26 protein-coding genes are annotated in these 22,207 nt (G+C 69.4%); 8 read left to right on the top strand and 18 right to left on the bottom strand.

From position 1 onward, the window contains the following. Positions 1 to 26: 26 nt before the first annotated feature. The 4 genes from WC555_RS01910 to WC555_RS01895 all read left to right on the top strand — a co-directional run bounded on the left by WC555_RS01910 (position 27) and on the right by WC555_RS01895 (position 2,983). Complete coding sequence (locus WC555_RS01910; protein ID WP_373250660.1) at positions 27 to 638, top strand: superoxide dismutase; 612 nt, start codon at positions 27 to 29, stop codon at positions 636 to 638. Positions 639 to 724: 86 nt separating this feature from the next. Further along, positions 725 to 1,663, top strand: coding sequence for an MBL fold metallo-hydrolase (locus tag WC555_RS01905; RefSeq protein WP_373250658.1), 939 nt, complete (start codon positions 725 to 727; stop codon positions 1,661 to 1,663). A gap of 144 nt (positions 1,664 to 1,807) precedes the next feature. Further along, positions 1,808 to 2,425 (top strand): 30S ribosomal protein S4, encoded by a 618-nt coding sequence (gene rpsD, locus WC555_RS01900; RefSeq protein WP_373250656.1) that lies wholly within the window; start codon positions 1,808 to 1,810, stop codon positions 2,423 to 2,425. 171 nt (positions 2,426 to 2,596) lie between these two features. Continuing rightward, the gene (locus WC555_RS01895; RefSeq protein ID WP_373250654.1) at positions 2,597 to 2,983 is read left to right on the top strand and encodes a hypothetical protein; all 387 of its coding nucleotides are present in this window, start codon (positions 2,597 to 2,599) and stop codon (positions 2,981 to 2,983) included. Here the strand turns inward: WC555_RS01895 and WC555_RS01890 are convergent, their stop codons facing one another. From WC555_RS01890 to map, 9 genes are all read right to left on the bottom strand, one after another. Then, positions 2,984 to 3,994 carry a sensor histidine kinase gene (locus WC555_RS01890; RefSeq protein WP_373250652.1) on the bottom strand — a complete coding sequence of 337 codons (1,011 nt, stop codon included), beginning with the start codon at positions 3,992 to 3,994 and terminating at the stop codon, positions 2,984 to 2,986. Positions 3,995 to 4,415: 421 nt separating this feature from the next. Further along, the gene (locus tag WC555_RS01885; protein WP_373250649.1) at positions 4,416 to 4,847 is read right to left on the bottom strand and encodes an acyl-CoA thioesterase; all 432 of its coding nucleotides are present in this window, start codon (positions 4,845 to 4,847) and stop codon (positions 4,416 to 4,418) included. Beyond that, entirely contained in the window at positions 4,847 to 5,230 is a 384-nt protein-coding gene (gene grxD, locus WC555_RS01880; RefSeq protein WP_373250647.1) for a Grx4 family monothiol glutaredoxin, read from the bottom strand. The genes WC555_RS01885 and grxD overlap by 1 nt, the downstream gene beginning before the upstream one ends. Before the next feature lie 69 nt (positions 5,231 to 5,299). After that, positions 5,300 to 6,223: an aldo/keto reductase gene (locus WC555_RS01875; protein WP_373250645.1), complete on the bottom strand. Its 924-nt coding sequence runs from the start codon at positions 6,221 to 6,223 to the stop codon at positions 5,300 to 5,302. 4 nt (positions 6,224 to 6,227) lie between these two features. Then, entirely contained in the window at positions 6,228 to 6,482 is a 255-nt protein-coding gene (locus tag WC555_RS01870; RefSeq protein WP_373250643.1) for a BolA family protein, read from the bottom strand. A 67-nt stretch (positions 6,483 to 6,549) separates the two neighbouring features. Further along, positions 6,550 to 7,065 carry a GNAT family N-acetyltransferase gene (locus WC555_RS01865; RefSeq protein ID WP_373250641.1) on the bottom strand — a complete coding sequence of 172 codons (516 nt, stop codon included), beginning with the start codon at positions 7,063 to 7,065 and terminating at the stop codon, positions 6,550 to 6,552. Then, complete coding sequence (locus WC555_RS01860; protein WP_373250639.1) at positions 7,062 to 8,003, bottom strand: N(4)-(beta-N-acetylglucosaminyl)-L-asparaginase; 942 nt, start codon at positions 8,001 to 8,003, stop codon at positions 7,062 to 7,064. The genes WC555_RS01865 and WC555_RS01860 overlap by 4 nt, the downstream gene beginning before the upstream one ends. A gap of 47 nt (positions 8,004 to 8,050) precedes the next feature. Beyond that, a complete protein-coding gene (radC, locus tag WC555_RS01855) occupies positions 8,051 to 8,830 on the bottom strand; it encodes a DNA repair protein RadC (protein WP_373250637.1) in 780 nt (259 codons plus the stop codon). 80 nt (positions 8,831 to 8,910) lie between these two features. Further along, positions 8,911 to 9,732, bottom strand: coding sequence for a type I methionyl aminopeptidase (gene map / locus WC555_RS01850; protein WP_373250635.1), 822 nt, complete (start codon positions 9,730 to 9,732; stop codon positions 8,911 to 8,913). A gap of 144 nt (positions 9,733 to 9,876) precedes the next feature. Here map and WC555_RS01845 point away from each other — a divergent pair, with 144 nt between their 5' ends. After that, positions 9,877 to 10,629: a competence/damage-inducible protein A gene (locus WC555_RS01845; RefSeq protein ID WP_373250633.1), complete on the top strand. Its 753-nt coding sequence runs from the start codon at positions 9,877 to 9,879 to the stop codon at positions 10,627 to 10,629. On the opposite strand, the gene WC555_RS01840 is transcribed toward WC555_RS01845, so the two are convergent. From WC555_RS01840 to fliI, 3 genes are read right to left on the bottom strand one after another with little or no spacing between them, the layout of a single operon-like run. Beyond that, positions 10,626 to 11,714: an endo-1,4-beta-xylanase gene (locus tag WC555_RS01840; RefSeq protein ID WP_373250631.1), complete on the bottom strand. Its 1,089-nt coding sequence runs from the start codon at positions 11,712 to 11,714 to the stop codon at positions 10,626 to 10,628. The genes WC555_RS01845 and WC555_RS01840 overlap by 4 nt on opposite strands. Next, the gene (locus WC555_RS01835) at positions 11,704 to 12,114 is read right to left on the bottom strand and encodes a flagellar export protein FliJ (protein ID WP_373250629.1); all 411 of its coding nucleotides are present in this window, start codon (positions 12,112 to 12,114) and stop codon (positions 11,704 to 11,706) included. Before WC555_RS01835 ends, WC555_RS01840 begins: the two co-directional genes overlap by 11 nt. Positions 12,115 to 12,139: 25 nt before the next feature. Then, positions 12,140 to 13,480, bottom strand: coding sequence for a flagellar protein export ATPase FliI (gene fliI / locus WC555_RS01830; RefSeq protein WP_373250628.1), 1,341 nt, complete (start codon positions 13,478 to 13,480; stop codon positions 12,140 to 12,142). Positions 13,481 to 13,687: 207 nt separating this feature from the next. Between fliI and cysK the strand changes: the two genes are divergently transcribed. The 3 genes from cysK (at position 13,688) to WC555_RS01815 (ending at position 16,561) form a co-directional block, all read left to right on the top strand. Continuing rightward, the gene (gene cysK, locus WC555_RS01825) at positions 13,688 to 14,668 is read left to right on the top strand and encodes a cysteine synthase A (RefSeq protein WP_373250626.1); all 981 of its coding nucleotides are present in this window, start codon (positions 13,688 to 13,690) and stop codon (positions 14,666 to 14,668) included. A 44-nt stretch (positions 14,669 to 14,712) separates the two neighbouring features. After that, complete coding sequence (locus tag WC555_RS01820) at positions 14,713 to 15,930, top strand: DUF2336 domain-containing protein (protein ID WP_373250624.1); 1,218 nt, start codon at positions 14,713 to 14,715, stop codon at positions 15,928 to 15,930. A 190-nt stretch (positions 15,931 to 16,120) separates the two neighbouring features. Then, positions 16,121 to 16,561 (top strand): MucR family transcriptional regulator, encoded by a 441-nt coding sequence (locus WC555_RS01815; RefSeq protein ID WP_373250622.1) that lies wholly within the window; start codon positions 16,121 to 16,123, stop codon positions 16,559 to 16,561. Between the two features lie 70 nt (positions 16,562 to 16,631). Here the strand turns inward: WC555_RS01815 and WC555_RS01810 are convergent, their stop codons facing one another. The 6 genes from WC555_RS01810 to WC555_RS01785 form a co-directional block, all read right to left on the bottom strand. Continuing rightward, positions 16,632 to 17,738, bottom strand: coding sequence for a DUF2336 domain-containing protein (locus WC555_RS01810; protein ID WP_373250620.1), 1,107 nt, complete (start codon positions 17,736 to 17,738; stop codon positions 16,632 to 16,634). Further along, on the bottom strand, positions 17,735 to 18,631 hold the full coding sequence (locus tag WC555_RS01805; protein WP_373250619.1) for a hypothetical protein: 897 nt from the start codon (positions 18,629 to 18,631) through the stop codon (positions 17,735 to 17,737). The genes WC555_RS01810 and WC555_RS01805 overlap by 4 nt, the downstream gene beginning before the upstream one ends. 102 nt (positions 18,632 to 18,733) lie before the next feature. Beyond that, entirely contained in the window at positions 18,734 to 19,486 is a 753-nt protein-coding gene (locus tag WC555_RS01800; protein WP_373250618.1) for an ABC transporter permease, read from the bottom strand. Next, positions 19,483 to 20,253: an ABC transporter ATP-binding protein gene (locus WC555_RS01795; RefSeq protein WP_373250616.1), complete on the bottom strand. Its 771-nt coding sequence runs from the start codon at positions 20,251 to 20,253 to the stop codon at positions 19,483 to 19,485. Before WC555_RS01795 ends, WC555_RS01800 begins: the two co-directional genes overlap by 4 nt. Further along, a complete protein-coding gene (locus WC555_RS01790; protein WP_373250615.1) occupies positions 20,246 to 21,286 on the bottom strand; it encodes an ABC transporter substrate-binding protein in 1,041 nt (346 codons plus the stop codon). Before WC555_RS01790 ends, WC555_RS01795 begins: the two co-directional genes overlap by 8 nt. A gap of 49 nt (positions 21,287 to 21,335) precedes the next feature. Next, a complete protein-coding gene (locus WC555_RS01785) occupies positions 21,336 to 21,884 on the bottom strand; it encodes a hypothetical protein (protein WP_373250613.1) in 549 nt (182 codons plus the stop codon). Between the last annotated feature and the right edge of the window lie 323 nt (positions 21,885 to 22,207).

Here is a 22,207-nt window from a genome sequence, read left to right as displayed (position 1 = left end):
CCCCAAGCAGTCGAAGGATTCTCCCCATGGCATTCACGCTCCCCCCGCTTCCCTACGCCTATGACGCCCTGGAGCCGGCCATCGACAGGGAGACGATGACCATCCACCACGACAAGCATCATCAGGCCTATGTCGACAATCTGAACAAGGCGGTGGACGCCGGGGCCGGCCTGCAGGGCAAGACGCTGGAAGAACTGTTCGCCTCGATCTCGACCGCGCCCAAGGCGGTCCGCAACAACGGCGGCGGCCACTGGAATCACAGCCTGTTCTGGGAGCTGCTGGCTCCCGTCGGCGAGACCGGCGAGCCCTCGGCCGAACTGGCCGCCGCCATCGACCGCGATCTGGGCGGGATGGAGGCGTTCAAGGAGGCGTTCAACGCCGCCGGCGTGGGCCAGTTCGGCTCTGGCTGGGCCTGGCTGATCGTCCAGGACGGCAGGCTGAAGGTCACCTCGACGCCGAACCAGGACAACCCCCTGATGGACGTGGCGGATGAAAAGGGCTCCGTGGTCCTGGCCGCCGACGTCTGGGAGCACGCCTATTATCTGAAATACCAGAACCGCCGGCCGGAGTATCTGAAGGCCTTCTGGACGGTGGTGAACTGGAACAAGGCCAACGAACTGTTCGCCGCCGCCAGCTGATCGCCGGAATCCGCCGCGCCCCTCTGGCGCGGCGGACGGGGCGTCCTATCTCAGGCGCTGCCGCATCCCAGCCGGAGAGCCGATCGATGAACGTGCACGCCCGTCTCGCCGCCGCCGCCCTGATCCTCGCCTCGATCGCGGCCTGTTCTCCCGAGGCGGAGAAGACCGCGGACCCGACCGCGGCCGCTCCCGCGGCCGAGAACGCCGACATCCACGCCTTCCGTATCGGCGCGCTCGAGGCTGCGGCGCTGAGGGACGGTGAAATCCGGCTCGCCAACAAGGCCGGGGAGAGCCCGTGGTCCGACACGGCCGCGGCGCGGGCGGTGCTGACCGAAGCCGGGCAGTCCGGCGATTCCATCTCCCTGTCCGTCCAGCCGCTGCTGGTGCGGGACGGCGAGCGTGTGGTCCTGATCGACACCGGCGCCGGCGGCCGGATGGGCACGCAGAACAGGCTGGTCGCCTCGCTGCGCGCGGCCGGCGTCGATCCGACCATGGTGACGGACGTGCTGATCTCGCACGCCCACGGCGATCATGTCGGCGGTCTGGTCGGGGCGGACGGCTCGCTGACCTTCCCCAGGGCCGCTGTCCGCATCAGCGCCCCGGAGTGGGAATATATGAAGGCCGGCGCGGCGCGGGCCGGCGAAACCGCCCTGCTGACCGCGGTGACGCCCCGGGTCCAGCCCTTCGCGCCCGGAGCCCAGGTCACGCCGTCGATCAAGGCCGTGGCGCTGGCCGGCCATACGCCGGGCCATACGGGCTATGAGATCGCCTCCGGGACGGATCGTCTGCTGTATGTCGGCGACGCCCTGCACAGCTCGGTCATCTCGGTCCAGCGGCCGGACTGGGTCAACGCCTGGGATACGGACGGCGCCGCCGGCGTGGCGACGCGCCAGGGCCTGCTGGAGCGCGGCGCGGCGGCGGGAGCCCGGATCTACGGCGTCCACTTCCCCTTCCCGGGTCTGGGCCGGTTCCAGCGGCGGGATGACGGCTTCGTCTGGGTTCCGGAAACGACCGGTCAGCCTTGACGAAACCCGGGCGGGCCGTCATAAGCCCGCCCTCACGCATCCGGCTTGCCGGGCGCGCGAACCACTACGGACGATGCGTGGACCGCCGTTGAGATCGTCTCTCCAGTTGGGGAGGGACCGGGCCGCATCATAAGAGAGTGACATATGTCCAAGCGCCATAGCGCCAAGTACAAACTCGACCGGGTCATGGGTGAAAACCTGTGGGGTCGCGCCAAGTCCCCCGTCAACAAACGCTCGTACGGCCCCGGCCAGCACGGCCAGCGCCGCAAGTCGAAAGTCTCTGACTTCGGCCTGCAGCTGAAGGCCAAGCAGAAGCTGAAGGGCTACTACGGCAACATCACCGAGAAGCAGTTCGCCGCGACCTACGAGGAAGCCTCGCGCCGCAAGGGCAACAGCTCGGAGAACCTGATCGGCCTGCTGGAGTCGCGTCTCGACGCCCTGGTCTATCGCGCCAAATTCACGCCGACCGTCTGGTCCGCGCGTCAGTTCGTCAGCCACGGCCACGTGACCGTCAACGGCAAGAAGGTCGACATCGCGTCGTACCGTCTGAAGGTCGGCGACGTCGTCGAGGTCAAGGAAAAGTCCCGCAACATGGCGCTGGTGCTTGAAGCCCAGCAGTCCGGCGAGCGCGACGTGCCCGACTATATCGAAATCGGCGACCGCGGCTTCTCGGTCCGCTTCGTCCGCGTGCCGGAACTGGCCGACGTGCCGTTCCCGGTGAAGATGGAGCCGAACCTGGTCGTGGAATACTACTCCTCGTAAGGGCGGCTATCGCGCGGTCGCGTTCCTTGAGCCGCGCGCAAAGACTGGAAAGGCCCCGGAGCGATCCGGGGCCTTTTCTGCTTTTGGGGCGACGAGTCCCGGTTCCGGCTTTCCCCGGCGGGCGAACGGGCGCATTTTCCATCGGTCAGGGTTCGGCTGAGGAGGCCGGGGATGAGATCGATCGCGACAGCCGCAGCCATGATGGCGTTTGCACCGGTGATGGCGGCCTGCGCGCTGGTCGAGCCGCTCACCGGCCGGTCCGGGGCGGAAAGCGCGGCCCTGCCGGGCCAGGTCGAACCGGTCCACGCCGCCGTCATCGCCCAGAACCAGGCCGCCTTCTGGGTCAGTTCGAACGGCTGTACGGCCAAGGCCGACATCCAGCCGGTGGTGAGGCAGTCCAGCGACGGGCCGATCATCACCCTGCGCCGGATCAAGGAAGACCGCTGCCGCGAGGTTCGGCCCGAGGGCGTCGAGATGCGCTGGTCGTTCGAGGAGCTGGGTCTGGCCGACGGATCGCGCCTGTCGGTCGAAAATCCCTACCAGCTGCCGCCGGGCTGATCAGACGGCGCGGCCCGCCGGGGCGTCGGCGGCTACGGCGCTGATCTGGGTGTGGACGATCGACACGGTCGTGCCCGGATGGCCGGAGACGACCTGAACCCGCGCCTGCAGCTGTCTGGCGAGAGCCTCGACGATGCTGGTGCCCAGGCCAGGCGTGGCGCTCGCGGCGTCCTTGGGCATGCCGACGCCGTCGTCGGCGACGGAGAGCGTCCAGTTGGGTCCGTGCGCATGATAACCGACGACGATCCGGCCCGTTTTCCCGCCGGCGTAGGCGTGTTTGAGGGAGTTGATCACCAGTTCGGTGACGATCAGGCCGAGGCTGACCGAGATGTCGGCGTTCACCGCGCTGTCGTCGCAGTCGACGTGCAGCGACAACTGGTTGTGGTCGCGGATCATGGAGGCGCCGACGCTGAGGCACAGCTGGTCGAAATAGGGTTTCAGCTGGACCTCGCCCAGGCGCGAGGTGGCAAGCTGCTGTTGCAGGGACGCGACCGACATCACCCGGCTGTGGGCGTCCTGAAGATGGGCGCGGGTCTCGTCGGACTGAACCTTGCGGGCGCTCTGGAGGATGACGCTGGCGATGATCTGCAGGCTGTTGGCCACGCGGTGCTGGACCTCCTGGAGCAGGAGCCCCTTCTCGCGCAGCAGGTCGTCCTTGAGCTTTTCGTTGGCCTTGGCGTCGGTGACATCCGACATCCCGAGCAGAATCCGCGACTGTGATCCGTCGCCCCAGTTCAGCAGATGGGCGTTCAACAGCAGGCTGCGCACGCCCAGCCGTTCGCACTTCAGGTCCATCTCATAGGCTTCGACGTCCGCGGCGCCGGTCAGGGTGGCGGCCAGCAGTGACCGGAGCCGCGGCAGATTCCATTCTCCGTCGCCCAGGCTGAACAGCGGCTCGCCCACGGCGCCCGCCGGGTTGATGTCGAAGGTCCTGAAGAAGGAATCGCTGGCCGCGACGACGGTCATCTCCCCGTCCAGCAGTATCAGCGGCGCGGCGGATGAACCGACCACGGCCAGGGCCAGGCTGAGTGATCCGTCGTCGGAAAGGGTTGAATCGGGGGCGGTCAGGACTGGCTCTCAAGAACTACCGGAGGCCCCCGGAGCGAGGGCCATACCCGTCTCAACTGTATACAAATCCTGCTGAGCCGCTCGGCGCCGCAGTCGTCTTTGAAAAATATAACACCGATGGGGCGCAGGGCGGCACGGATTCGGCGAGGTCGGCGAAGGTTACAACTCAAGAAGACATCCTGGAACCAAAGGCCGGCATCCCGGTTCCGGAGATCGATGTTTACGGCCGCACAATGTTTTGCGAAGGCGGAAGAACTCGACCAGAAGGCCCGACTCCTCCCCCCGGACGCCCGCGACGACTATCGCGACATGGCGCGCGAGTGGCGACGTCTGGCTTGCCGCACCCTGATACAGGATCAGCGCGCTAGGGCCGCCGCGCAAAGGCCGGAAGCATCATAGGGGGGATGCGGTGCGGGCGCATCGTCTCCGCGTCGACCAGCACCCATTCCGAGACCCCCTGGGCGCACAGCCGGCCCTCGCCGTCCTCGATGCGGACATAGCGGCTGAAGCGGGGCCCCTGCGGGTCACCGACCCAGGTCCGGGCGACGACGCCCCGCGCCTCGGGCGGAAGGGGGCGGAAATAGTCGATCTCGTGCCGAACGGCGACCCAGGACCAGCGGGCGCGGGCAGCCTCGTCGAACCGGGCGTTCCAGTGGGTCGTGCCGGCGTCCTGCAGCCAGCCGACATAGACGACATTGTTGACGTGGCCGTTGTCGTCGATGTGCTCAGGCAACACCGTCAGCGGGACGACGAAGATCTCGCGGTCCTCGCGCGGCTCAAGGACCGCGCGGGCCATCAGGTCCCGGAATCGTCGGGGCCGTCGCCCAGCGGCACGCCCTTCTCGGCCAGCAGGCTCTGAAGCTCGCCGGCGTTGAACATCTCGCGCACGATGTCAGAGCCGCCCACGAACTCGCCCTTCACATACAGCTGGGGGATGGTCGGCCAGTCGCTGAAGGTCTTGACGCCCTCGCGCAGGGCCTCGTCCTGCAGCACGTCGACGCCGACGAAATTGGCGCCGATGTGGTCGAGAATCTGAACCGCGAGCGAGGAGAAGCCGCAGCGCGGCGCGTCCGGCGTGCCCTTCATGAACAGGACCACGTCGTTCTGCTTCACCGTCTCGCCGATGAAGGCGTGGACGGGATCGGCGCCGGCGGGGGAAGTCACGACTTGGTCGGTCACGGATACTGGCCTTTCAGTGAAGGCCGTCAGGTATGGACCGCGAGGCGGGGGGTCAAGGGCAGGGCGGCCTCAGGCCGCCTTGGCGCCGGCCACGCGGGCCATCTCGATCTGGGCGGCGAGACCCGGCGGCATGTCGCGATCCGGCACCTGCGACAGGGTGTTGAGCCGCTCGATGTCGCTGGCTTCGATCATGACGCTGGAGACCGAGGGATCGGTCAGGGCGTAGGCCAGACAGATGGCCTCGGCGGTCCAGTTGTTGGTGCGGTGCAGGAAGGCGAAGGTGCCGGCGTGGGCCAGCGGGCCCTCCTTGACCTTCGGCCCGCCGCCGAAGCCGAACAGGCCCTTCTTCTTTTCGACGTGGGCGCTGGCGGCCTTCTTCGCCGTGTTCAGGCTGTCGGGGAAATAGCCATAGACGAAGATGGCCATGTCCTGCTCGCGGGCGGCGCGCAGGCGCGACCGGATCTGCCAGCTGGCGTTGACGTGGAACGGCGTGGCCAGGACGTCGAAGGCGCCGGTCGACACATAGGTGTCCATCACATCACCCTCGCCGGACACGCCCAGCAGCCGGACGCGCTGGGTCGCCCGCAACGCCTTCAGCGCATTCAGGGTCGACTGGGGCAGTTCGTGATCCACCGGCTCGTCCAGCAGGGCCATGTCGAACCAGCCGAGGCCCGAGGCCTGCAGGGCCTTGTCGATGGCCGAGGTGATGCCCTCGGCCGAGAAGTCGCGGTCCGAGCCCCGGCGGCCGTCGCCGGCGCCCAGGGTCAGCGACACCTGGACCAGCTTGCGGTCGACGTGTTTGAGCGCCTGGCCCAGCACCTCGGCGAGGACGGGGTCGGCGGTTTCGAGGCGATAGCTGTTGATGCCGGCTTCCAGCGCCGAATAGATCAGTTCGCGGCCGGCCTCGGGCCCGCCGGCGATGTCGCGGGCGCCGAGGCTGAGCGTCAGGGCCGAGACGGCCTGTCCGGCGACGCCGAAAGGACGGTAGCGCATGGTCTCAGTCTCCCGCCAGGTTTGAAGGGGCCGGCGTGGACGTTTCGAGCGCCAGGGCGTGCAGTTCGCCGCCCATCTTGCCCTTCAGCGCGGCGTAGACCAGCTGGTGCTGACGCACGCGGGGCAGGCCGGCGAAGGCCGTGGAGACGATGCGCGCGCGATAGTGGTCGCCGTCGCCGGCCAGATCGTCGATGACGATCTCGGCGTCGGGAAAGGCTTCGGTCAGGTGGCCGCGAAGCGTTTCGACAGGCATGGGCATGGAAGGCGCGGTCTCCGGATTCGCCGGGATGATGCGCTGTAAACCTTAATGGCTGGCTACGCCCGGGCTAGCGCGCGAGGCGTTCCAGCAGCACGACGGGCGCGCCCTTGTAGGTCGTCTCGGCGTAGGGGACATAGCCGGCCCGCTTCGCCAGCGCATGGGACGGGGCGTTGTCGGGCGAGATCATGCAGACGGTGCGGGGGGCGTTCAGGGCCTCATCGCACCAGGCGAGGGCGGCGGACAGGGCCTCGAAGGCGACGCCCTTGCCCTGAAACCGGGGGGCGACGCCCCAGCCCAGCTCGGGCGCGTCGAAGGCGGGGGTCAGGATGCGGTGGTAGTCCAGCACGCCGACGCTGCCGACATAGGCGCCGGTGGCGGTCTCGCGGATGGCCCAGTTGCCGTAGCCGAGCGCCTCCCAGTGACCGATATCGCGCAGCAGGCGGAACCAGACGTCCTCGGCGCTGAGCGGCGCGGGAAAGATCGCGGTGGTGAAGGCCGGGTCAGACCAGAGGGCGACCAGATCGTCCAGATCGCCCGGGGCGACGGGCGTCAGGGTCAGGTGTTCGGTGATCAGGGTGGTCATGCGAACAGGGCTCCCGCGCGTTCGATGCGCGTCCGGCCCGTGGCGTCGGTGACGGCGAAGGTGAAGCCGGGCTGGAGGGCGAAGGCGCCGGCGCGCCCCGTCTTGTCCAGGGCCAGCAGGGCGACCTGCGAGCCGGCGACCTTGGCGCCGCGCAGACGGGCGAGGCGCTCGATCACGGACCGGCAGGCCGCCGTCGGGTCCAGTCCATGGCGCATGGCCTCGACGACCGCGTGGGAGCCCGCCACGCGCACGACGTCCTCGCCGACGCCGGTGGCGGTCGCGCCGCCGACCTCGTCATCGACATAGAGGCCGGCGCCGATGATCGGGCTGTCGCCGACGCGGCCGCGCATCTTGAAGGCCATGCCGGAGGTGGTGCAGGCCCCGGCCATGCGCTGGTCCGCGCCGATGGCCAGCAGGCCGATGGTGTCGTGATCGCCGGGGCCGCCGGGCATGGCGCGCCAGTCGGTGTTCTCGCTGTTGGGGCGGGGGGCGTAGTCGGCGGTCTTCAGCCAGTCGCGCCACGCCGCCTCGGCGCGGGGGGTGAGCAGGTTTTGCGTCTCGAAGCCCTGGTCGATCGCGAAGGACCGCGCGCCGGGGCCGACCAGCATGGCGTGGGGGGTCCGCTCCATCACCCGGCGCGCCACCGAGACGGCGTGGACCACGTCCTCGAGGGCGCAGACCGCGCCGATGTCGCCGGCCCAGGTCATGACGCAGGCGTCCAGCGTCACCCGGCCGTCGCGGTCGGGCAGGCCGCCCAGGCCGACGGAGCTGTTGCTTTCATCCGCCTCGGCCACGCGGCCGCCGGCCTCGACCATGTCCAGGGCGGAGCCGCCGCCCTGACGCGCGGCCCAGCCGGCCGCATTGGCCGCGGCGCCGAAGTCCCAGGTGGAGACCATGATGTCGGGCGCCCGGTCCTGCGCGACCGCGGAGCCGGCCATGGCGACGAGCGGCGCGGCTCCCAGAAGGGCCCGGCGCGACGGCCCGCTCACATCAGCCCCAATTGTTTGAAGCTGGCCACGCCGTCGCGGCCGACGATCAGGTGGTCATGCACGTCCAGGGCCAGGGCCCGGGCCGCCTCGATGATCTGGCGCGTCATGTCGATGTCGGGCCGCGAGGGCGTGGGATCGCCGGACGGGTGGTTGTGGACGATGATCATGGACCGGGCCGAGAGCTCCAGCGCCCGCCGCACGACCTCGCGCGGATAGACCGGGGCATGGTCGACCGTGCCGCGATTCTGGATTTCGTCGAGGATCAGCTGATTGCGGTTGTCGAGGTAGAGGACGCGGAACTGTTCCCGCGGCTCGTGCTGCAGGCTCATGCGGACGTAGGCGATCAGGGCGGTCCAGGACGAGATGACGGGGCGGGCGGCGGCTTCCTCGCGGGTCACGCGGCGGGCGACCTCATGCAGGGCGGCGAGGTCGAGGGCGGTTTCGGCGCCGACGCCCCTGGTGCGGCCCTTCGCGTCCTCGGCGCGGACGGTCATCAGGTCCTCGACGGAGGCGGCCAGCACGGCGGCCAGCGAGCCGAAGCGGGCGAGCAGGGCCTTGGCTATCGGTTTGACGTCGCCCTGCGGCTGGCTGCGGAACAGGAACAGCTCAAGCAGCTCATAGTCAGGCAGGTGGGGCAGCCCGGCGCCGCGGGCGCGGTCCCGGAGACGCTCGCGGTGGCCGGAGAGGCCGGCGCTTCTGATGGCGACGACGTCGGCGGGCGGCGCGTCCTGACGCGGCGCGGGAGCCGGGAGCGGGAAGGGCAGCACGGCGGACATGGCGGCCTCCGGGAGAACGGCCGCACGTTGCCAGAACAGAAACAGAACGTCCAGTCAGCCGGGCGCGCCCGGCCAGCCGGTCAGAATTTCGGCCGGAACAGTCCCGCCGGGCTGGCGCTGAAAATCTCGAGCCCGTCCTCGGTCACGCCGATGGTGTGTTCGCACTGGGACGACAGGGACTTGTCGCGGGTGACGGCGGTCCAGCCGTCGGACAGGACCTTCACATGCGGCTTGCCCAGATTCACCATCGGCTCGACGGTGAAGAACATGCCGGCCCTGAGCGTCGCGCCCTCGCCGCGGCGGCCGTAGTGCAGGACGTTGGGGCTGTCGTGGAACAGCCGGCCGATGCCGTGGCCGCAGAAGTCGCGCACCACCGACATGCGGTTGGCCTCGACCACCTGCTGGATGGCGTAGCCGATGTCGCCGAAGGTGTTGCCCGGCTTGACCTGCGCGAGGCCGGCCTCGAGCGAGTCATAGGTGACGTCGATCAGCTTGCGGGCGCGGGCGTTGATGTTTCCGACGGCGTACATCCGGCTGGAGTCGCCGTGCCAGCCGTCGACGATGACGGTGTGGTCGATGTTGACGATGTCGCCGTCCTTGAGGACCTTGTCGCCCGGAATGCCATGGCAGACGACGTGGTTGATCGAGGTGCAGACGGTCTTCTCATAGCCCTTGTAGCCGAGGCAGGCGGGCAGGGCGCCGTGGTCGAGGGTGAACTCGCGAATGCGGTCGTCGATCTCTGCGGTGGTCACGCCGGGGACCACGAAGGGGGTGATCATGTCCAGCGCCTCGGCCACCAGACGGCCGGCCTTGCGCATGCCTTCGAAGGCCTCGGCGTCGTGGACGCGGATCTCGTGGGTGCGGACGAAGGCGTCGTCGTCCAGTTCGGGGGTCTCGTACATTGGATCGGCTTTCGGGGCGGCGGGTCGTCCGGGCTGGGTCTCAGGTGGGAGACTATAGCACAAACCTCAAGGCCGGGTTGAGGCGACCGCTGCATCAGCGCGTCCCAACTTCGGGACTCAGGCGGGATAGGCTAGACCTCGGGCATGATCACTCCATCCCCCACCGCCGCCGTCCTGATTATCGGCGACGAGGTGCTGTCCGGGCGAACCCAGGACACCAATCTGAACACCATCGCCCGGTTCCTGGCGGCGCTGGGGATCGACCTGATGGAGGCGCGGACGATCGGCGACCGCAAGGCGCAGATCGTGGACAGCCTGAACGCCCTGCGGGTCGCCCACGACTATGTCTTCACCACCGGCGGGATCGGGCCGACGCATGACGACATCACCGCCGACGCCGTGGCGACGGCCTTCGGCGTGGGCCTGCCGGAGCATCCGGAGGCGGTGGCCATTCTGGCGCGGCGCTATGGCGACGACTTCAATGCGGCGCGGCGGCGGATGGCGCGGATTCCGGAGGGCGGGACGCTGATCGCCAATCCGGTCACCGACGCGCCGGGGTTCCAGGTCGGCAATGTCTTCGTCATGGCGGGGGTGCCGAAGATCATGACGGCGATGCTGGAGGACGTGGCGCCGCGGCTGCGCACCGGGGCGGTGGTGCATGCGCGGACGCTGCGGGTGACGGGCGTGGGCGAAGGGGACGTGGCCGACATACTGACGGCGGCGGCGCGCGCCGAACGCGAGATCAGCTTCGGCAGCTATCCGTTCGGCCATGGCTCGGTGGGCGAGATGGGGACGAACCTGGTCGTGCGCGGGCGGGATGCGGCGAAGGTCGAGGCGGCGGTCGAAGGGTTGTCGGCGAGTCTGGCGGCTGCGGGAATCGCGGCGGTCAGAGCCTAGCGGCCGAACGCATCCGCCACCGCCTGATACGCCGGGTTGGGTCGTCCCCGGGCGTCGAGCAGCAGGGCGCTTTCGTCGGGGCGGTTTTTGCCCTCTTCGCGGACCAGCCAGCTGTCGGTGTCGCGCAGGCCCCAGGTGGTGAAGGCGAAGCGCTGGCGGGCGGGCAGGGCCATGAAGGCCTCGGCCAGTTCGCCGACGCGGGCGACCTGCTGGGCGCGTTTTTCAGCCGGGGAGCGGAGGTCGGGCATGCGGCCGCCGTCGCGTTGCATCGGAAAGTCGAGCTCGGAGACATGGATCGGCAGGCCCAGGGCGGCCGCGTCGCGGAAGAAGCCACGGATCTGACCGGCCGGAATCTCGATGTCGAGATGCGACTGGGTGCCGATGCCGCCGATCGGGGCGCCCAGCTTCAGCAGGCGTTCGGCCAGCCGGAGGAAGGTCGCGCCCTTCCGGGGATTGTTCTCGAGATTGTAGTCGTTGAGGAACAGAACCGCGTCGGGATCGGCCGCGCGAGCCTGCTGGAAGGCCCGGACGATATAGGCCTCGGCCCCCAGCTTGCGGGCGTAGACGCAGTCGCGCAGGCCGTCGCCGTCCTCGGCCACGGCTTCGTTGACGACGTCCCAGCCGACCATGCGTCCGCGGTAGCGTCCGGCGACCGTGGAGACATAGCGGTCGAACTCGGCGGCGAAGCGGGCGGTCGGCAGGGCGTCGGTGAAGACGTCCAGGCCTTGCGAATACCAGACGAGGCAGTGGCCGAAGACGCGCAGGCCCTGGTCGTGGCCCCAGTCGACCATCCGGTCCGAGGCCGAGAAGTCATAGGCGAAGCCGGACTGAAGGATGCGTTCGGGTTTCAGCTCCCACTCGGGCGTGATCTGGCTGACGTGGCGGCGCATGGCGGCGACCCAGACCGGATCGTCGAGCTGGCCGGTCATGCCGGTGGCGCCGATGGGGAAGGGCGCGAGGGATTTCAGGGGCGGGGCGAGAGGGCCGGCGGAGGTCGGGACCGAGGCGAAGCGTTCGCAGGCGGCCAGGCCCAGGGGCGCGGCGAGGAGGGCGCGGCGGTTCAGTCCGGACGGATCAGCCGGCACGACGCCTCAGGCCCAGTTCGTCGAAGGCGGCGGTTTCACGCTTGCCGGCGGCGATGAGGCTGTTCAGCCGGGTCGTTTCGGCGACGTGTTCGAACTTTTTCAGTTCCTCGAAGGCGCCGGTCAGGGCGTCGCGGGCGCCTTCCTCCTCGGCGTTGATGACGACCACGTCGGCTTCGGCCGCGCCCTTGCGCAGCTTCCAGCCGTTCAGATAGGCCTGCAGCATCATGGCGGCGTCGGCGTCCGAGCGGGCGCGTTCCTGTTCGATCTCGGCCTCGGCCTGCAGCACGGCGATGCGCATTTCGGCGGAGGCGCGGCGGGCGGTGATCTCGGCCAGACGCTTCTGCAGCGTCTCGACCTCATAGTTGGAGATCCGGATCAGCGATTGGGCCCAGGCGGTCATCGATACTTACTCCGGCGGGTGGGGATCACTGGATCATTCCCTGGTTCAGGATTGCTTCCAGCTGGGTAAAGGAATCGGAAAGAGGCGTGTGGTCGTCCTTGTCCTGGCCGAGGAAAGCCTCGAGCGCGGGATTCAGGGCGATGGCGCGGTCGACCATCGGATCGGCCCCGGTGCGGTAGGCGCCGATCCTGATCAGCTCTTCCATGTTGGCGTAGGCGCTGAGGCACTGGCGGGCGCGCTTGTTCAGTTCGCGTTCCGGCGGCGTCTGGCAGGCGGGCAGGGTGCGGCTGACCGACTTCAGCACGTCGATGGCCGGGAAGCGGCCGCGTTCGGCGATCTTTCGGTCCATGACGATGTGGCCGTCGAGGATGCCTCGCACGGCGTCGGCGATGGGCTCGTCATGATCGCCGCCGTCGACCAGCACGGTGAACAGGGCGGTGATCGGGCCGGCGGTGGTGCCGTCCGGGCGGACGGGGCCGGGCCCGGCGCGCTCCAGCAGTTTGGGCAGTTCGGTGAAGACGGTGGGGGTGTAGCCCTTGGTGGTCGGCGGCTCGCCGGCGGCGAGGCCGATCTCGCGCTGGGCCATGGCGAAACGGGTGACCGAGTCCATCAGGCACAGGACCTCGAGGTCCTGGTCGCGCAGGTACTCGCTGATCGCCATGGTCATATAGGCGGCCTGGCGGCGCTTCAGGGCCGGTTCGTCCGAGGTGGCGACGACGACGATGGCGCGGCGCAGGCCTTCCTCGCCGAGGGTTTCCTCGATGAACTCGCGGACCTCCCGGCCGCGTTCGCCGATCAGGCCGACGACGACGACGTCGCAGGTGGCCTGACGGGCCAGCATGGACAGCAGCACCGATTTGCCGACGCCGGAACCGGCGAAGATGCCGAGGCGCTGGCCGCGGCAGGTGGTGGTGAAGACGTCCATCGAGCGGACGCCGAGATCGAGGCGCTCGCCGACGCGGCCCCGGGAATGGGCCGGGGGCGGGGGCGCACGCAGGGGATAGGCGGCCGGGCCGATGGGGAGGGGCCCCTTGCCGTCGATCGGAGCGCCGAAGGCGTCGATGACCCGGCCCAGCCACCCGGTCGTAGGCCGCACGCTGGCGGCCGAGGAGACGATGCGGATGTCGGCGCCGGGGGCGACGCCCTCGACCGGACCGAAGGGCATCAGCAGGGCCTTGGCGTCGCGGAAGCCGACGACCTCGGCGGGCAGGGGCGACAGGTGGCGGCGCTCGATTTCGGCCCGGGCGCCGACGGCGAGGCGTGACAGGCCGCCGCGCGATTCAATCAGCAGTCCGTTCACGCCCGCGACCTTGCCGGTCACGACCAGCGGATCGACGGCTTCGACGGCGGCGGCGAGATTACGCAATGCAGGGCCCCCGGGATCAGGTTTCAGGGATGCGCTGTCGTGGTTAACGGGGGGTGAAGGCCGGCCATTCCGGAAGACCCGAACGACGCGGCCAGACGATATCCCGGACGGTTGGCGATCTCGCCGCCCCTGAAGTTTCGCCTGACGCCCTCTTTGCATGGCGTCCGGAAAGGCTATCTCTTGAGCTGCCCCTCCCGGAGACCTGCCATGTCTGACGCCCCCTACGATCCCTCCCGCCACCTGAAGGCCGGGCGCGGCAAGGTCTATGCGTCCATCCTCGACACCATCGGCGACACGCCGATCGTGGGCCTGCCGCGGCTGTCGGCCGAGTACCAGCCCAAGGCGACGGTGCTGGCCAAGCTGGAGTTCTTCAACCCGATCGCCTCGGTCAAGGACCGGATCGGGGTGGCCATGATCGACGCGCTGGAGCAGGCGGGAAAGATCGGGCCGGATACGGTGCTGATCGAGCCGACCAGCGGCAATACGGGCATCGCCCTGGCCTTCGTGGCGGCGGCCAGGGGCTATCGCCTGATCCTGGTCATGCCCGAGAGCATGTCGATCGAGCGGCGCAAGATGTTGGCCCTGCTGGGCGCCGAGCTGGTGCTGACCCCGGCCGAGAAGGGGATGAAGGGGGCCATCGCCATGGCCCAGGAGCTGCTGGAGCGGACGCCCGGCTCGGTCAGCCCGGCCCAGTTCGACAACCCCGCCAATCCCGCGATCCACCGCGTCACCACCGCCGAGGAAATCTGGAACGACACGGCCGGGGCGGTCGACATCGTCGTGGCCGGGGTCGGCACCGGCGGCACCATCACCGGCGTCGGCCAGGTGCTGAAGGCCCGCAAGCCTTCGGTGCGGATGATCGCCGTGGAGCCGACGGCCTCGCCGGTGCTGTCGGGCGGCGAGCCCGGGCCGCACAAGATCCAGGGCATCGGCGCGGGCTTCATCCCCTCGATCGTCGACCGGTCGGTCATCGACGGCGTCGAACAGGTGTCCAATGAGGACAGTTTCGACATGGCCCGCAAGGTCGCGCGGGTCGAGGGGATACCGGTCGGGATCTCGTCGGGCGCGGCCCTGACGGCGGCCTTCCGCCTGGCCTCGCGGGACGAGAACGCCGGCAAGACCATCGTCGCCATCATCCCCAGCTTCGCCGAACGCTATCTGTCCACGCCCCTGTTCGAGGGTCTTTGACCGTCACGGCCGGTTAACCGCAGAGGCTGTATCGTCGCCCCGATATGTCCGAGTCCGCGCCATTCACCGAGGAGGCCGCCCCGGAAGGCGGTTTCCGCGCGCGTCATGCGCTGCTGAAGCGCCTCGCCGATGTGGTGTCCCTGCCGACCAGCCGGATCAACGCCTTCGAGCGGGCGGTGACCGGCGACCTGCTGGTGGAAATGTTGCGCCTGGCGGGGCCGGAAGACCGTCGTCGGGTGGCCCAGCGCCTGGCGCCCCTGGCCGAAATCCCCAACGCCCTGGCGCGGATGCTGCTGCGGGACGAGCCGGGCATCGCCGGCCTGTTGATCGAACAGTGCGCCTCATTGTCGGACGCCGATCTGGTCGCGTGCGCGCGCGACACCGGCCCGGAACACCGGTTCCTGATGGCCAGCCGCCGCTCCCTGTCCGAGGTGGTGACGGAGACCCTGCTGAGCTTCGGCGAAAGCCACGTCATCGAGGCCGTGCTGCGCAACACCACCGCGCGGCTGTGCCAGACGGCGGTCGAAGGCGTGGTCAGCCTGAGCCGGCGGGAGCCGCAGCTGTGCGGCTATGTGCTCAAGCGGCCCGAACTGCGCCCCTCGGGAGCCTATGTGATGTTCTGGTGGTGCGGACCGGAGGACCGCCGCACGATCCTGCAGCGGTTCGCCGTGTCGCGCGAAGTCATGCAGGAAGTGGCCGAGGATGTCTTCGCCATGGCCGCCGCCGAGAACTGGCAGGACCCGGTGTCGCGCAAGGCGCTGCAGTTCATCGAGCGTCGCCAGCGCAATCGCGCGGCCATCGCCAAGAGTCCCTACGGCGGTCTTGAACAAGCCGTCGCCGCCGCGGCGGCGGGCGGGCTGAACCGTGAGGTCGCGACCGAGATCGCCTATCTCTCGGGGATCAAGCCCATCACCGGGGCCAAGATACTGGGCGATCCCGGCGGCGAGCCCCTGGCGATCCTGTGCAAGGCCACGGGCCTGGGCAAGAGCGATCTGCAAAATCTGTGGCGATCGATGCGCCGCCCCGAGACGGCCGAGGACGGTTCCGTCCATCCCGCATGGCAGCGGGTGCAGATCACCTATGAGATGCTGGCGGTCGACCGGGCCCAGACCGTGCTCCGTTACTGGAACTGGTCGCTGTCCTCCGCCCTGACGCCGGCTCTGCTCCGGGCGATCCGCGAAGGCGAGGACGAGGGGATGGACGACTACTCGGCTCCCGAGCGCGCGGCCATGCTGGCCCTGGCGGAAAACTTCGGCCGCTGATTACCGCAGTGCAACCGATCCGCCGCCTGCTTTTACGCGGAACGGTGGCGGCTATAGTAAACTTCCCGCATCCAGAGAGACATCGTTGCGGTGATCCGGGCTGCGGTTGCTTTCAGTGCGGAACAAATCTATTGACCTCGTCACTGACTGATTCAGTCCAGAAATGATTTCAACCAGACGGGGCCTGCACGTGGAAGACAATGCTCAACTGCTCGAAATGACGGCGGACATCGTGTCGGCCTATGTCGGCAACAACAATGTTCAGGCGATTGAAGTGCCGGGCCTCATTTCCAGCATTCACGCGGCCCTGACCCAGGTTTCCAGCGGCGCCGTCGAGCCCGAGCCCGAGGTCAAGGACCCGGCCGTGCCGGTGCGCAAGTCGATCACGCCCGACTTCCTGATCTGCCTGGAAGACGGCCGCAAGTTCAAGTCGCTGAAGCGTCACCTGCGCACCAAATACAACATGAGCCCCGAGGAATACCGGGCGAAATGGGGTCTGGCGAAAGACTATCCGATGGTCGCGCCGAACTACGCCAAGGCCCGTTCGGATCTGGCCAAGTCGATGGGCCTGGGCCAGGGCGGCCGCAAACCCGCCCGCGCCGCCGCCGCCGCCGGTCGCGCCAAGAAGTAATCCGCCGTATCCGTGACAGGGACCGCCCGCTTCCGGCGACGGAGGCGGGCGTTCTTGCGTCTGCGTCCGGTCAGGCCGCCTGGGCGCCGCGCCGCATGCGCCAGAAGCGCAGGGTGCGGAGGGCGGCGTCGCGGGTGAGTTCGGCGTACATGCGGGCGTAGGCGTGAGCCTTGGCCATGGCGTCGCCGTCGTCGTTGAGCAGCACCACCGCATAGGTCAGGAACAGGGCCCGATCCAGGTCGGCCGACTTGCAGACGACGGCGAGGGCGTCCAGTTCGCGGCGCTCGACGATCTGGCGCGCGGTATGAAAATCGATCTCCGACAGCTGGGCCAGGGCGATCAGGAAGGACGTCTTCCCGCCCGATCTCAGGAAGCGGGCCAGCATCTGGGGCGAGAGCTGGCCGGCGGCCTTCAACTCTTCAACATAGGCCAGGCATTCGGCGTAGTCGGCGGGGAGGGCGCCGTCGTCGGTGGCGATGCGGGCGCGGCCGGCCGCCAGGGCGCTTTCCAGCAGGGCGGGATCCAGACGCGCGTTCTGCTCCAGGATCCGGGTCCGGAGCCGGGCCTCGACCACGAAATACATCTCGTTCAGCAGATCCGGCGGCAGGCTGGTCCGCTCGACCGCCGCCTCGTGCAGGGCCGGGTTGGCCTTGGCGCGCTCGATCGCGGTTTCCGAGGCCCGGCGCGAAAGCCGCGCGCCGTCATTGCGCAGGAGCGTGCCCAGGGTTTCATCGTCGCCGCGGCGGACGATCACGTCCGAGACCGCTTCGGAAACCGAAGGCCGGGCCGAGACGGCGCGCAGATGGTCCTGACCCTGGGTGCGAACCACGCCCAGCAGGTCTTCGTCGGTCAGCACCGGCGAGGAAGCCAGAACGGCGCCGGCCACGGCGGCCTCGTCATTGGCCAGCTTGCGGATCAGGTTGTGGGGGGCGTCGGGAGCCGAGGCGAAACGGGCTGACAATTCGGCGCGGACGGCGCCTTCCATGTCCGCCGCCAGCCGGGTCAGGACCGCGCCGTAGAGGGTGTCTTCCGTCGTCGTCCGCGCCGAACCGCCGAAGAAGTGGTCCGTCAGTTCGCGCAGCAGGGCGCGCCGCTTTTCGCTGGAGCCCTCTTCGGCGAGGGCGATCAGGTCGGGAAGGCGCGAAGGCGTGGAGGTCAGGATCGCCGCGTCGCTCACTGATGATCCCCGTCGGAGGCCGCAGGGGCGGCGCGCAGTCGGCCCTCATTGTCGCGGATCAACGTCGGGCCCTTGTCGGGCTCGGCCAGGTCCTGCGACGCGGGCGTCGCGGTCATGGTGATGGCCAGGGCGTCGACATAGGTCGGTTCGGGCATCGCCAGGGCGTCGGGCTGACGGCCGTTCTGGCGATGGACGGAGTAGTAGCGGGCGCCCTGTTGCGGCGGGCGCTCTCCGGTGTTGGCGACCTCGGCGATGCGGGGGACGGGAGCTGCGGTCTGACCCTGAGACGCGGAAGCGGGGGCTTCGGCGACCGGTTCAGCCTGGGGCGCAGTCTGCCGCAGGCGGAAGATCGGGGCGTCGCGGCGGGGAGCCATGGGGTCGGCGGGTTCGCCCCCGGTCGGCGCGGCCATGCCGGAGGGAGCGGGTTCGGGCGCCGGCGCATAGGCGATGGCGGCCGGAACAGGCTGGCCGCGCCCGCCACGGTCGGCGAGATACTCCGGGGCCGCGGCCGGGGCCGGGGCCGGGCGAGGTGGGGGCGGGGCGGCGGAGATCGGCTCCGGGGCATCGGCGCGAACCGGAGCAGGGGCGGGGGGCGCAGCGGGCGGCTGCATCCAGGCGTTTGCGGGCGTCAGGGTGCGACGCGGCGCGGACGACGGGGCGGGGCTGGAGGGCGCGGGGGCCACCGCGCTGAAGCCGCCGTGCGGGATGACGAGGTTGGGGCGGCGCAGGTCGCTGCGGGCGGGAGCGGCGGCCGGCGTCGCGGCCATGGTCCGGCCAGCCCATGAAAGCTGCCGCAGGTCCTGTCGGGCGGCGGGCGCCGGCGTCTGGGCTGCGGCGGCGCTGGCCAGGGTGGCGGCGAGGAGCGCGATCGGGAGGCTGTGGGCGCGACGCAAGGGGCGGCTCCGGACGCAAGGACTGGAGCATCAGGTTAGTCGGCAGCCCCTTAAGGCGGGCCTAACGCAACCGCCGCGGCCCACGCGCAAGGCCGTGAAAATCTAGAGCGTTCGTTTCCGTACGGTGCGCTCCAGAACCCCTACCAGGGCATTGAGCGTCAGGCCCATGACCATCAGCAGCACGAGGGCGGCGAGCATGTCGGCGGTGCGCAGGCGATTGCCGGCCTCGAGCAGGCGCCAGGCCAGCCCCTGGGTCGCGCCGGAGCCCGAGACGAACTCGGCCACCACCGCCCCGATCACCGCCAGCCCCGACGCGACGCGCAGCCCTTCCAGAATGAAGGGCAGGGCGGCGGGAAGGCGGAGCCGGATCAGGCGCTGGACCGGCGTGGCCTCATAGAGGTCGAAGAGCCGCTCAAGATCCGGATCGGCGGCCTTGAGTCCGGTGAGAACGCCCGAGAAGAGGGGGAAGAAGGCGACGGCGGCGGCGAGGGCGACGACAGCCCGATCGGCGTGATCCAGTCCTGTCCAGATCAGCACCAGGGGGGCGATGGCGACGACCGGGGTGACCTGCAGCGCCACCGCCAGCGGTCGAACGGCCTGCTCGGCGGGCCGGCTCAGGGACACGATCAGCGCCAGGCCGCCGCCGAGGACGGCGGCGACGATCAGGGCCTGCATCGCCATCCGGAAGGTGGCGGCGGCGGAAGCGGCGAGCACCGGCGCGCGATCGACGAGGGCGACGGCGACGGCGCTGGGCGGGGGCAGAAAATATGCGGGAACGTGCAGCGCCCGGCAGGCGATCTCCCATGCGGCCAGCAGAAGGGCGGTCAGAAGGAGGGGCGGGAGAAGACGCGTCATGAGCCGGCCTCCGGGGGGACCGTCGCCATGCTGCGGGCCAGTGCGACGGCCAGAAGCTCGACCGTCGCCCGGTATCCGGCGTCCGACCGCCAGTCCGGCGCCCTGGGCAAGGCTCCAGGCGTCGCCAGCTCCCGCGTCACCCGCCCTGTCGCGGCGTCCAGCACGAGCGCGCGCCCGGCCAGATAGACGGCCTCCTCCACATCGTGGGTCACGAAGACGATGGCGGGCCGGGGAGAGCGGACGGCCCACAGTCGGTGCAGATCCTCGATCAGACGGCGGCGGGTGACGCTGTCGAGGGCCGCGAAGGGCTCATCGAGCAGCAGCAGATCGGGTTCCGTGACGAGGGCGCGGGCCAGCGACACCCGCATGGCCATGCCGCCGGACAGTTGGCGGGGACGGGCGGTCAGACGGTCGCCGAGGCCGACCGCGGCCAGGGCCTCATCCGCCCGGCGACGGGCCTCGGCAGCGGCGACGCCGGCCAGTTCGAGCGGCAAGGCGACATTGGTTCGCGCGTCGGTCCAGGGCATCAGGGTGGCCGCCTGGAAAACAAATCCGGTGCGGCCCGGGGCGGCGGCGCGATCGATCCGACCCCGGGACGGATGCTCCAGCCCGGCCAGCAAACGCAGGATGGTGGACTTTCCGGCGCCGGACGCCCCGACGAGGGCGACAATCTCTCCCGGAGCGATGGACAGGTCGATGGGCCCGAGCGGCTGGCGGCCGGGATAGTGAACGACAACGTCCGAAAGCGCGGCCGTCGCCTCAGCCACGGCCAGGCAGATACTGGGTCGTGAAGGCCTTGCGCCAATCCAGACCGGCCGGATAGACGCCGGCGCCCGAGGTGACGTCGAAGAAGGCCTGCCAGCGTTCGGCCGTCATGGCGCCGAGGCCGTAGAGCGCCGCATCGCCGCCGTCGACGATGCCGTTCGACTTCAGCTTGGCGCGGGCCTGATCCAGGACGTCCTGGGTCATTTCGGGGTTGTCCTTGCGGATCAGGGCGTCGGCGGCCTTGCCGTCGCCCTGGATATAGTCGCGCCAGCCTTCGGCCGAGCCGGCGATGAAACTGCGCAGGGCGGCGGCGTTGTCGCGGGCGAAGGCGTCCGGGGCCAGAACCATGGTGGCGTAGGAAGGATAGCCCTCGTCGGCCAGCAGGAAGACCCTGGGCGTGAAGCCCGCGGTCTGCTCGATGGTGTAGGGCTCGGAGGTCAGATAGCCCTGCTGGACCGCCCGCTCATCGGCGAGGAAGGGGGCGAGGTTGAAGGTGTATTTGCGGACCTGATCGTCGGTGAAGCCGTACTTCGCCTTCAGCCAGACCCAGAAGGCGGTGATCGAAGCGTCGGCCAGCAGGAACGGCCGTCCCTGAAGGTCGGCGATGGATTTCAGGGCGGGGTCCGGATGGGCGATCAGGACCTGGGGGTCCTTCTGGAAGAAGGCGGCGACGGCCTTCACCGGTGCGCCTTCGGCGACCAGGTTGAGGGGGATGAAGCTGTTGGAGCCCATGCCCAGCTCGACGGCGCCCGAGGCCAGCAATTGCGGCACGTTCACGCCGGGTCCGCCCTGCATGATCTGGACGTTCAGCCCCCGGCGGGCGTAGGCCCCCGAAGCCAGGGCCTGGTAGAAGCCGCCGTGCTCGGCCTGGGCGCGCCAGTCGGTGGCGAAACGCAGGCGGACGCGGCCCTCTTCGTCGACCGGAGCCTCGGACCGCTGGCAGGCCGAAACGGCCGCCGCAGCCGCCAGCGCGCCGGCGCCCGCGATCACGGCGCGGCGACTGGGGACGATACGGCGAGGTCCGGAACGGCTCATGGCCAAGGTGTAAGGTGCGCAACCCGCGAAGGAAAGCCGCAGAGCGCAGTCAGCGACGGTGTTGAAGCACCAGACGGCCCGCCAGTTCGCGCAGGAAGACCGGCCGCTGGTCGGCTCCGACCAGACTGGCAGCGCTCAGCTGCAGGCCGAAGGCCGCGCCCATGGCGGCGGGCTTCGAGGGGTCGGCCACGAACTCGCCGGTGACCGGATCGACGGTCGCTCCGTCGAACAAGCCGAATACCCCACTCGAATCTTCATCAGTCACATCTTCATCGACCTCATCGTCCAACGGCACGTCGTCTTCAGGCGCCGCCTCTGACCCGGACGAAGTCATGGCTGACATACTCCGCGTCATCTGTTGCATGGCTGCGAGGTAGGCCGTGTTTCGCTGATAGGCGCCCGCGGCGCTCACGGGACCGGCGCAGAGGTAGGTCAGCAGGAAATCGGCCGCATCGGCGGCGCCGCTTCCAGCCCGAACAGCCACGGCGACTTTGTCGCGCAGGCAGGTTTCGGCGTTTGCATAGGCTGGCGGCCTCGCGTCCTGGGCTGTGGCGGGTGCGGTGACAAGCGCGGCGGCGGCGATCAGTACGAGGCGCATGGACGCTCCTTGAGAAACACGGCTCAGCTTATCGGGGTGCGGGGCGATGTCCATGAGGTTGCGCGACAATCGAACGCCGGAATTGAGCGAGGGGACGAAAGTCCCCGGCGAACCGGCTTCCCTCGTCCCCTCGCCAAGTCCGGGTTGGACTTGGCCATTGAGGTTCAGGACCCTGGCTTTGCATCAACGGGGCGAACCCCGGCGATGGTCGGCTGTATCCTGTCGCGCTCCTAGTCTCCGGCGTTCCACGAGGTCGAGCCCCGCGCCGTCCATCGATCCCGATCCGGTTCCCTCGGGGTTTTCTCCGGCCGAAGCCTTTGAAA

It is taken from the genome of Brevundimonas sp., from assembly GCF_041648615.1.
Taxonomy (GTDB): Bacteria; Pseudomonadota; Alphaproteobacteria; order Caulobacterales; family Caulobacteraceae; genus Brevundimonas.
This window is presented reverse-complemented; position numbering and strand designations above follow the sequence as displayed.

What these genes read in the sequence shown, in the direction of transcription:
- WC555_RS01910 (WP_373250660.1), top strand. Translation starts at nt 27, where the DNA reads ATGGCATTCACGCTCCCCCCGCTTCCCTACGCCTATGACGCCCTGGAG.
- WC555_RS01905 (WP_373250658.1), top strand. Translation starts at nt 725, where the DNA reads ATGAACGTGCACGCCCGTCTCGCCGCCGCCGCCCTGATCCTCGCCTCG.
- rpsD (WP_373250656.1), top strand. Translation starts at nt 1,808, where the DNA reads ATGTCCAAGCGCCATAGCGCCAAGTACAAACTCGACCGGGTCATGGGT.
- WC555_RS01895 (WP_373250654.1), top strand. Translation starts at nt 2,597, where the DNA reads ATGAGATCGATCGCGACAGCCGCAGCCATGATGGCGTTTGCACCGGTG.
- WC555_RS01885 (WP_373250649.1), bottom strand. Translation starts at nt 4,847, where the DNA reads ATGGCCCGCGCGGTCCTTGAGCCGCGCGAGGACCGCGAGATCTTCGTC.
- WC555_RS01875 (WP_373250645.1), bottom strand. Translation starts at nt 6,223, where the DNA reads ATGCGCTACCGTCCTTTCGGCGTCGCCGGACAGGCCGTCTCGGCCCTG.
- WC555_RS01870 (WP_373250643.1), bottom strand. Translation starts at nt 6,482, where the DNA reads ATGCCCATGCCTGTCGAAACGCTTCGCGGCCACCTGACCGAAGCCTTT.
- WC555_RS01865 (WP_373250641.1), bottom strand. Translation starts at nt 7,065, where the DNA reads ATGACCACCCTGATCACCGAACACCTGACCCTGACGCCCGTCGCCCCG.
- WC555_RS01860 (WP_373250639.1), bottom strand. Translation starts at nt 8,003, where the DNA reads ATGGCCGGCTCCGCGGTCGCGCAGGACCGGGCGCCCGACATCATGGTC.
- radC (WP_373250637.1), bottom strand. Translation starts at nt 8,830, where the DNA reads ATGTCCGCCGTGCTGCCCTTCCCGCTCCCGGCTCCCGCGCCGCGTCAG.
- map (WP_373250635.1), bottom strand. Translation starts at nt 9,732, where the DNA reads ATGTACGAGACCCCCGAACTGGACGACGACGCCTTCGTCCGCACCCAC.
- WC555_RS01845 (WP_373250633.1), top strand. Translation starts at nt 9,877, where the DNA reads ATGATCACTCCATCCCCCACCGCCGCCGTCCTGATTATCGGCGACGAG.
- WC555_RS01835 (WP_373250629.1), bottom strand. Translation starts at nt 12,114, where the DNA reads ATGACCGCCTGGGCCCAATCGCTGATCCGGATCTCCAACTATGAGGTC.
- cysK (WP_373250626.1), top strand. Translation starts at nt 13,688, where the DNA reads ATGTCTGACGCCCCCTACGATCCCTCCCGCCACCTGAAGGCCGGGCGC.
- WC555_RS01820 (WP_373250624.1), top strand. Translation starts at nt 14,713, where the DNA reads ATGTCCGAGTCCGCGCCATTCACCGAGGAGGCCGCCCCGGAAGGCGGT.
- WC555_RS01800 (WP_373250618.1), bottom strand. Translation starts at nt 19,486, where the DNA reads ATGACGCGTCTTCTCCCGCCCCTCCTTCTGACCGCCCTTCTGCTGGCC.
- WC555_RS01790 (WP_373250615.1), bottom strand. Translation starts at nt 21,286, where the DNA reads ATGAGCCGTTCCGGACCTCGCCGTATCGTCCCCAGTCGCCGCGCCGTG.
- WC555_RS01785 (WP_373250613.1), bottom strand. Translation starts at nt 21,884, where the DNA reads ATGCGCCTCGTACTGATCGCCGCCGCCGCGCTTGTCACCGCACCCGCC.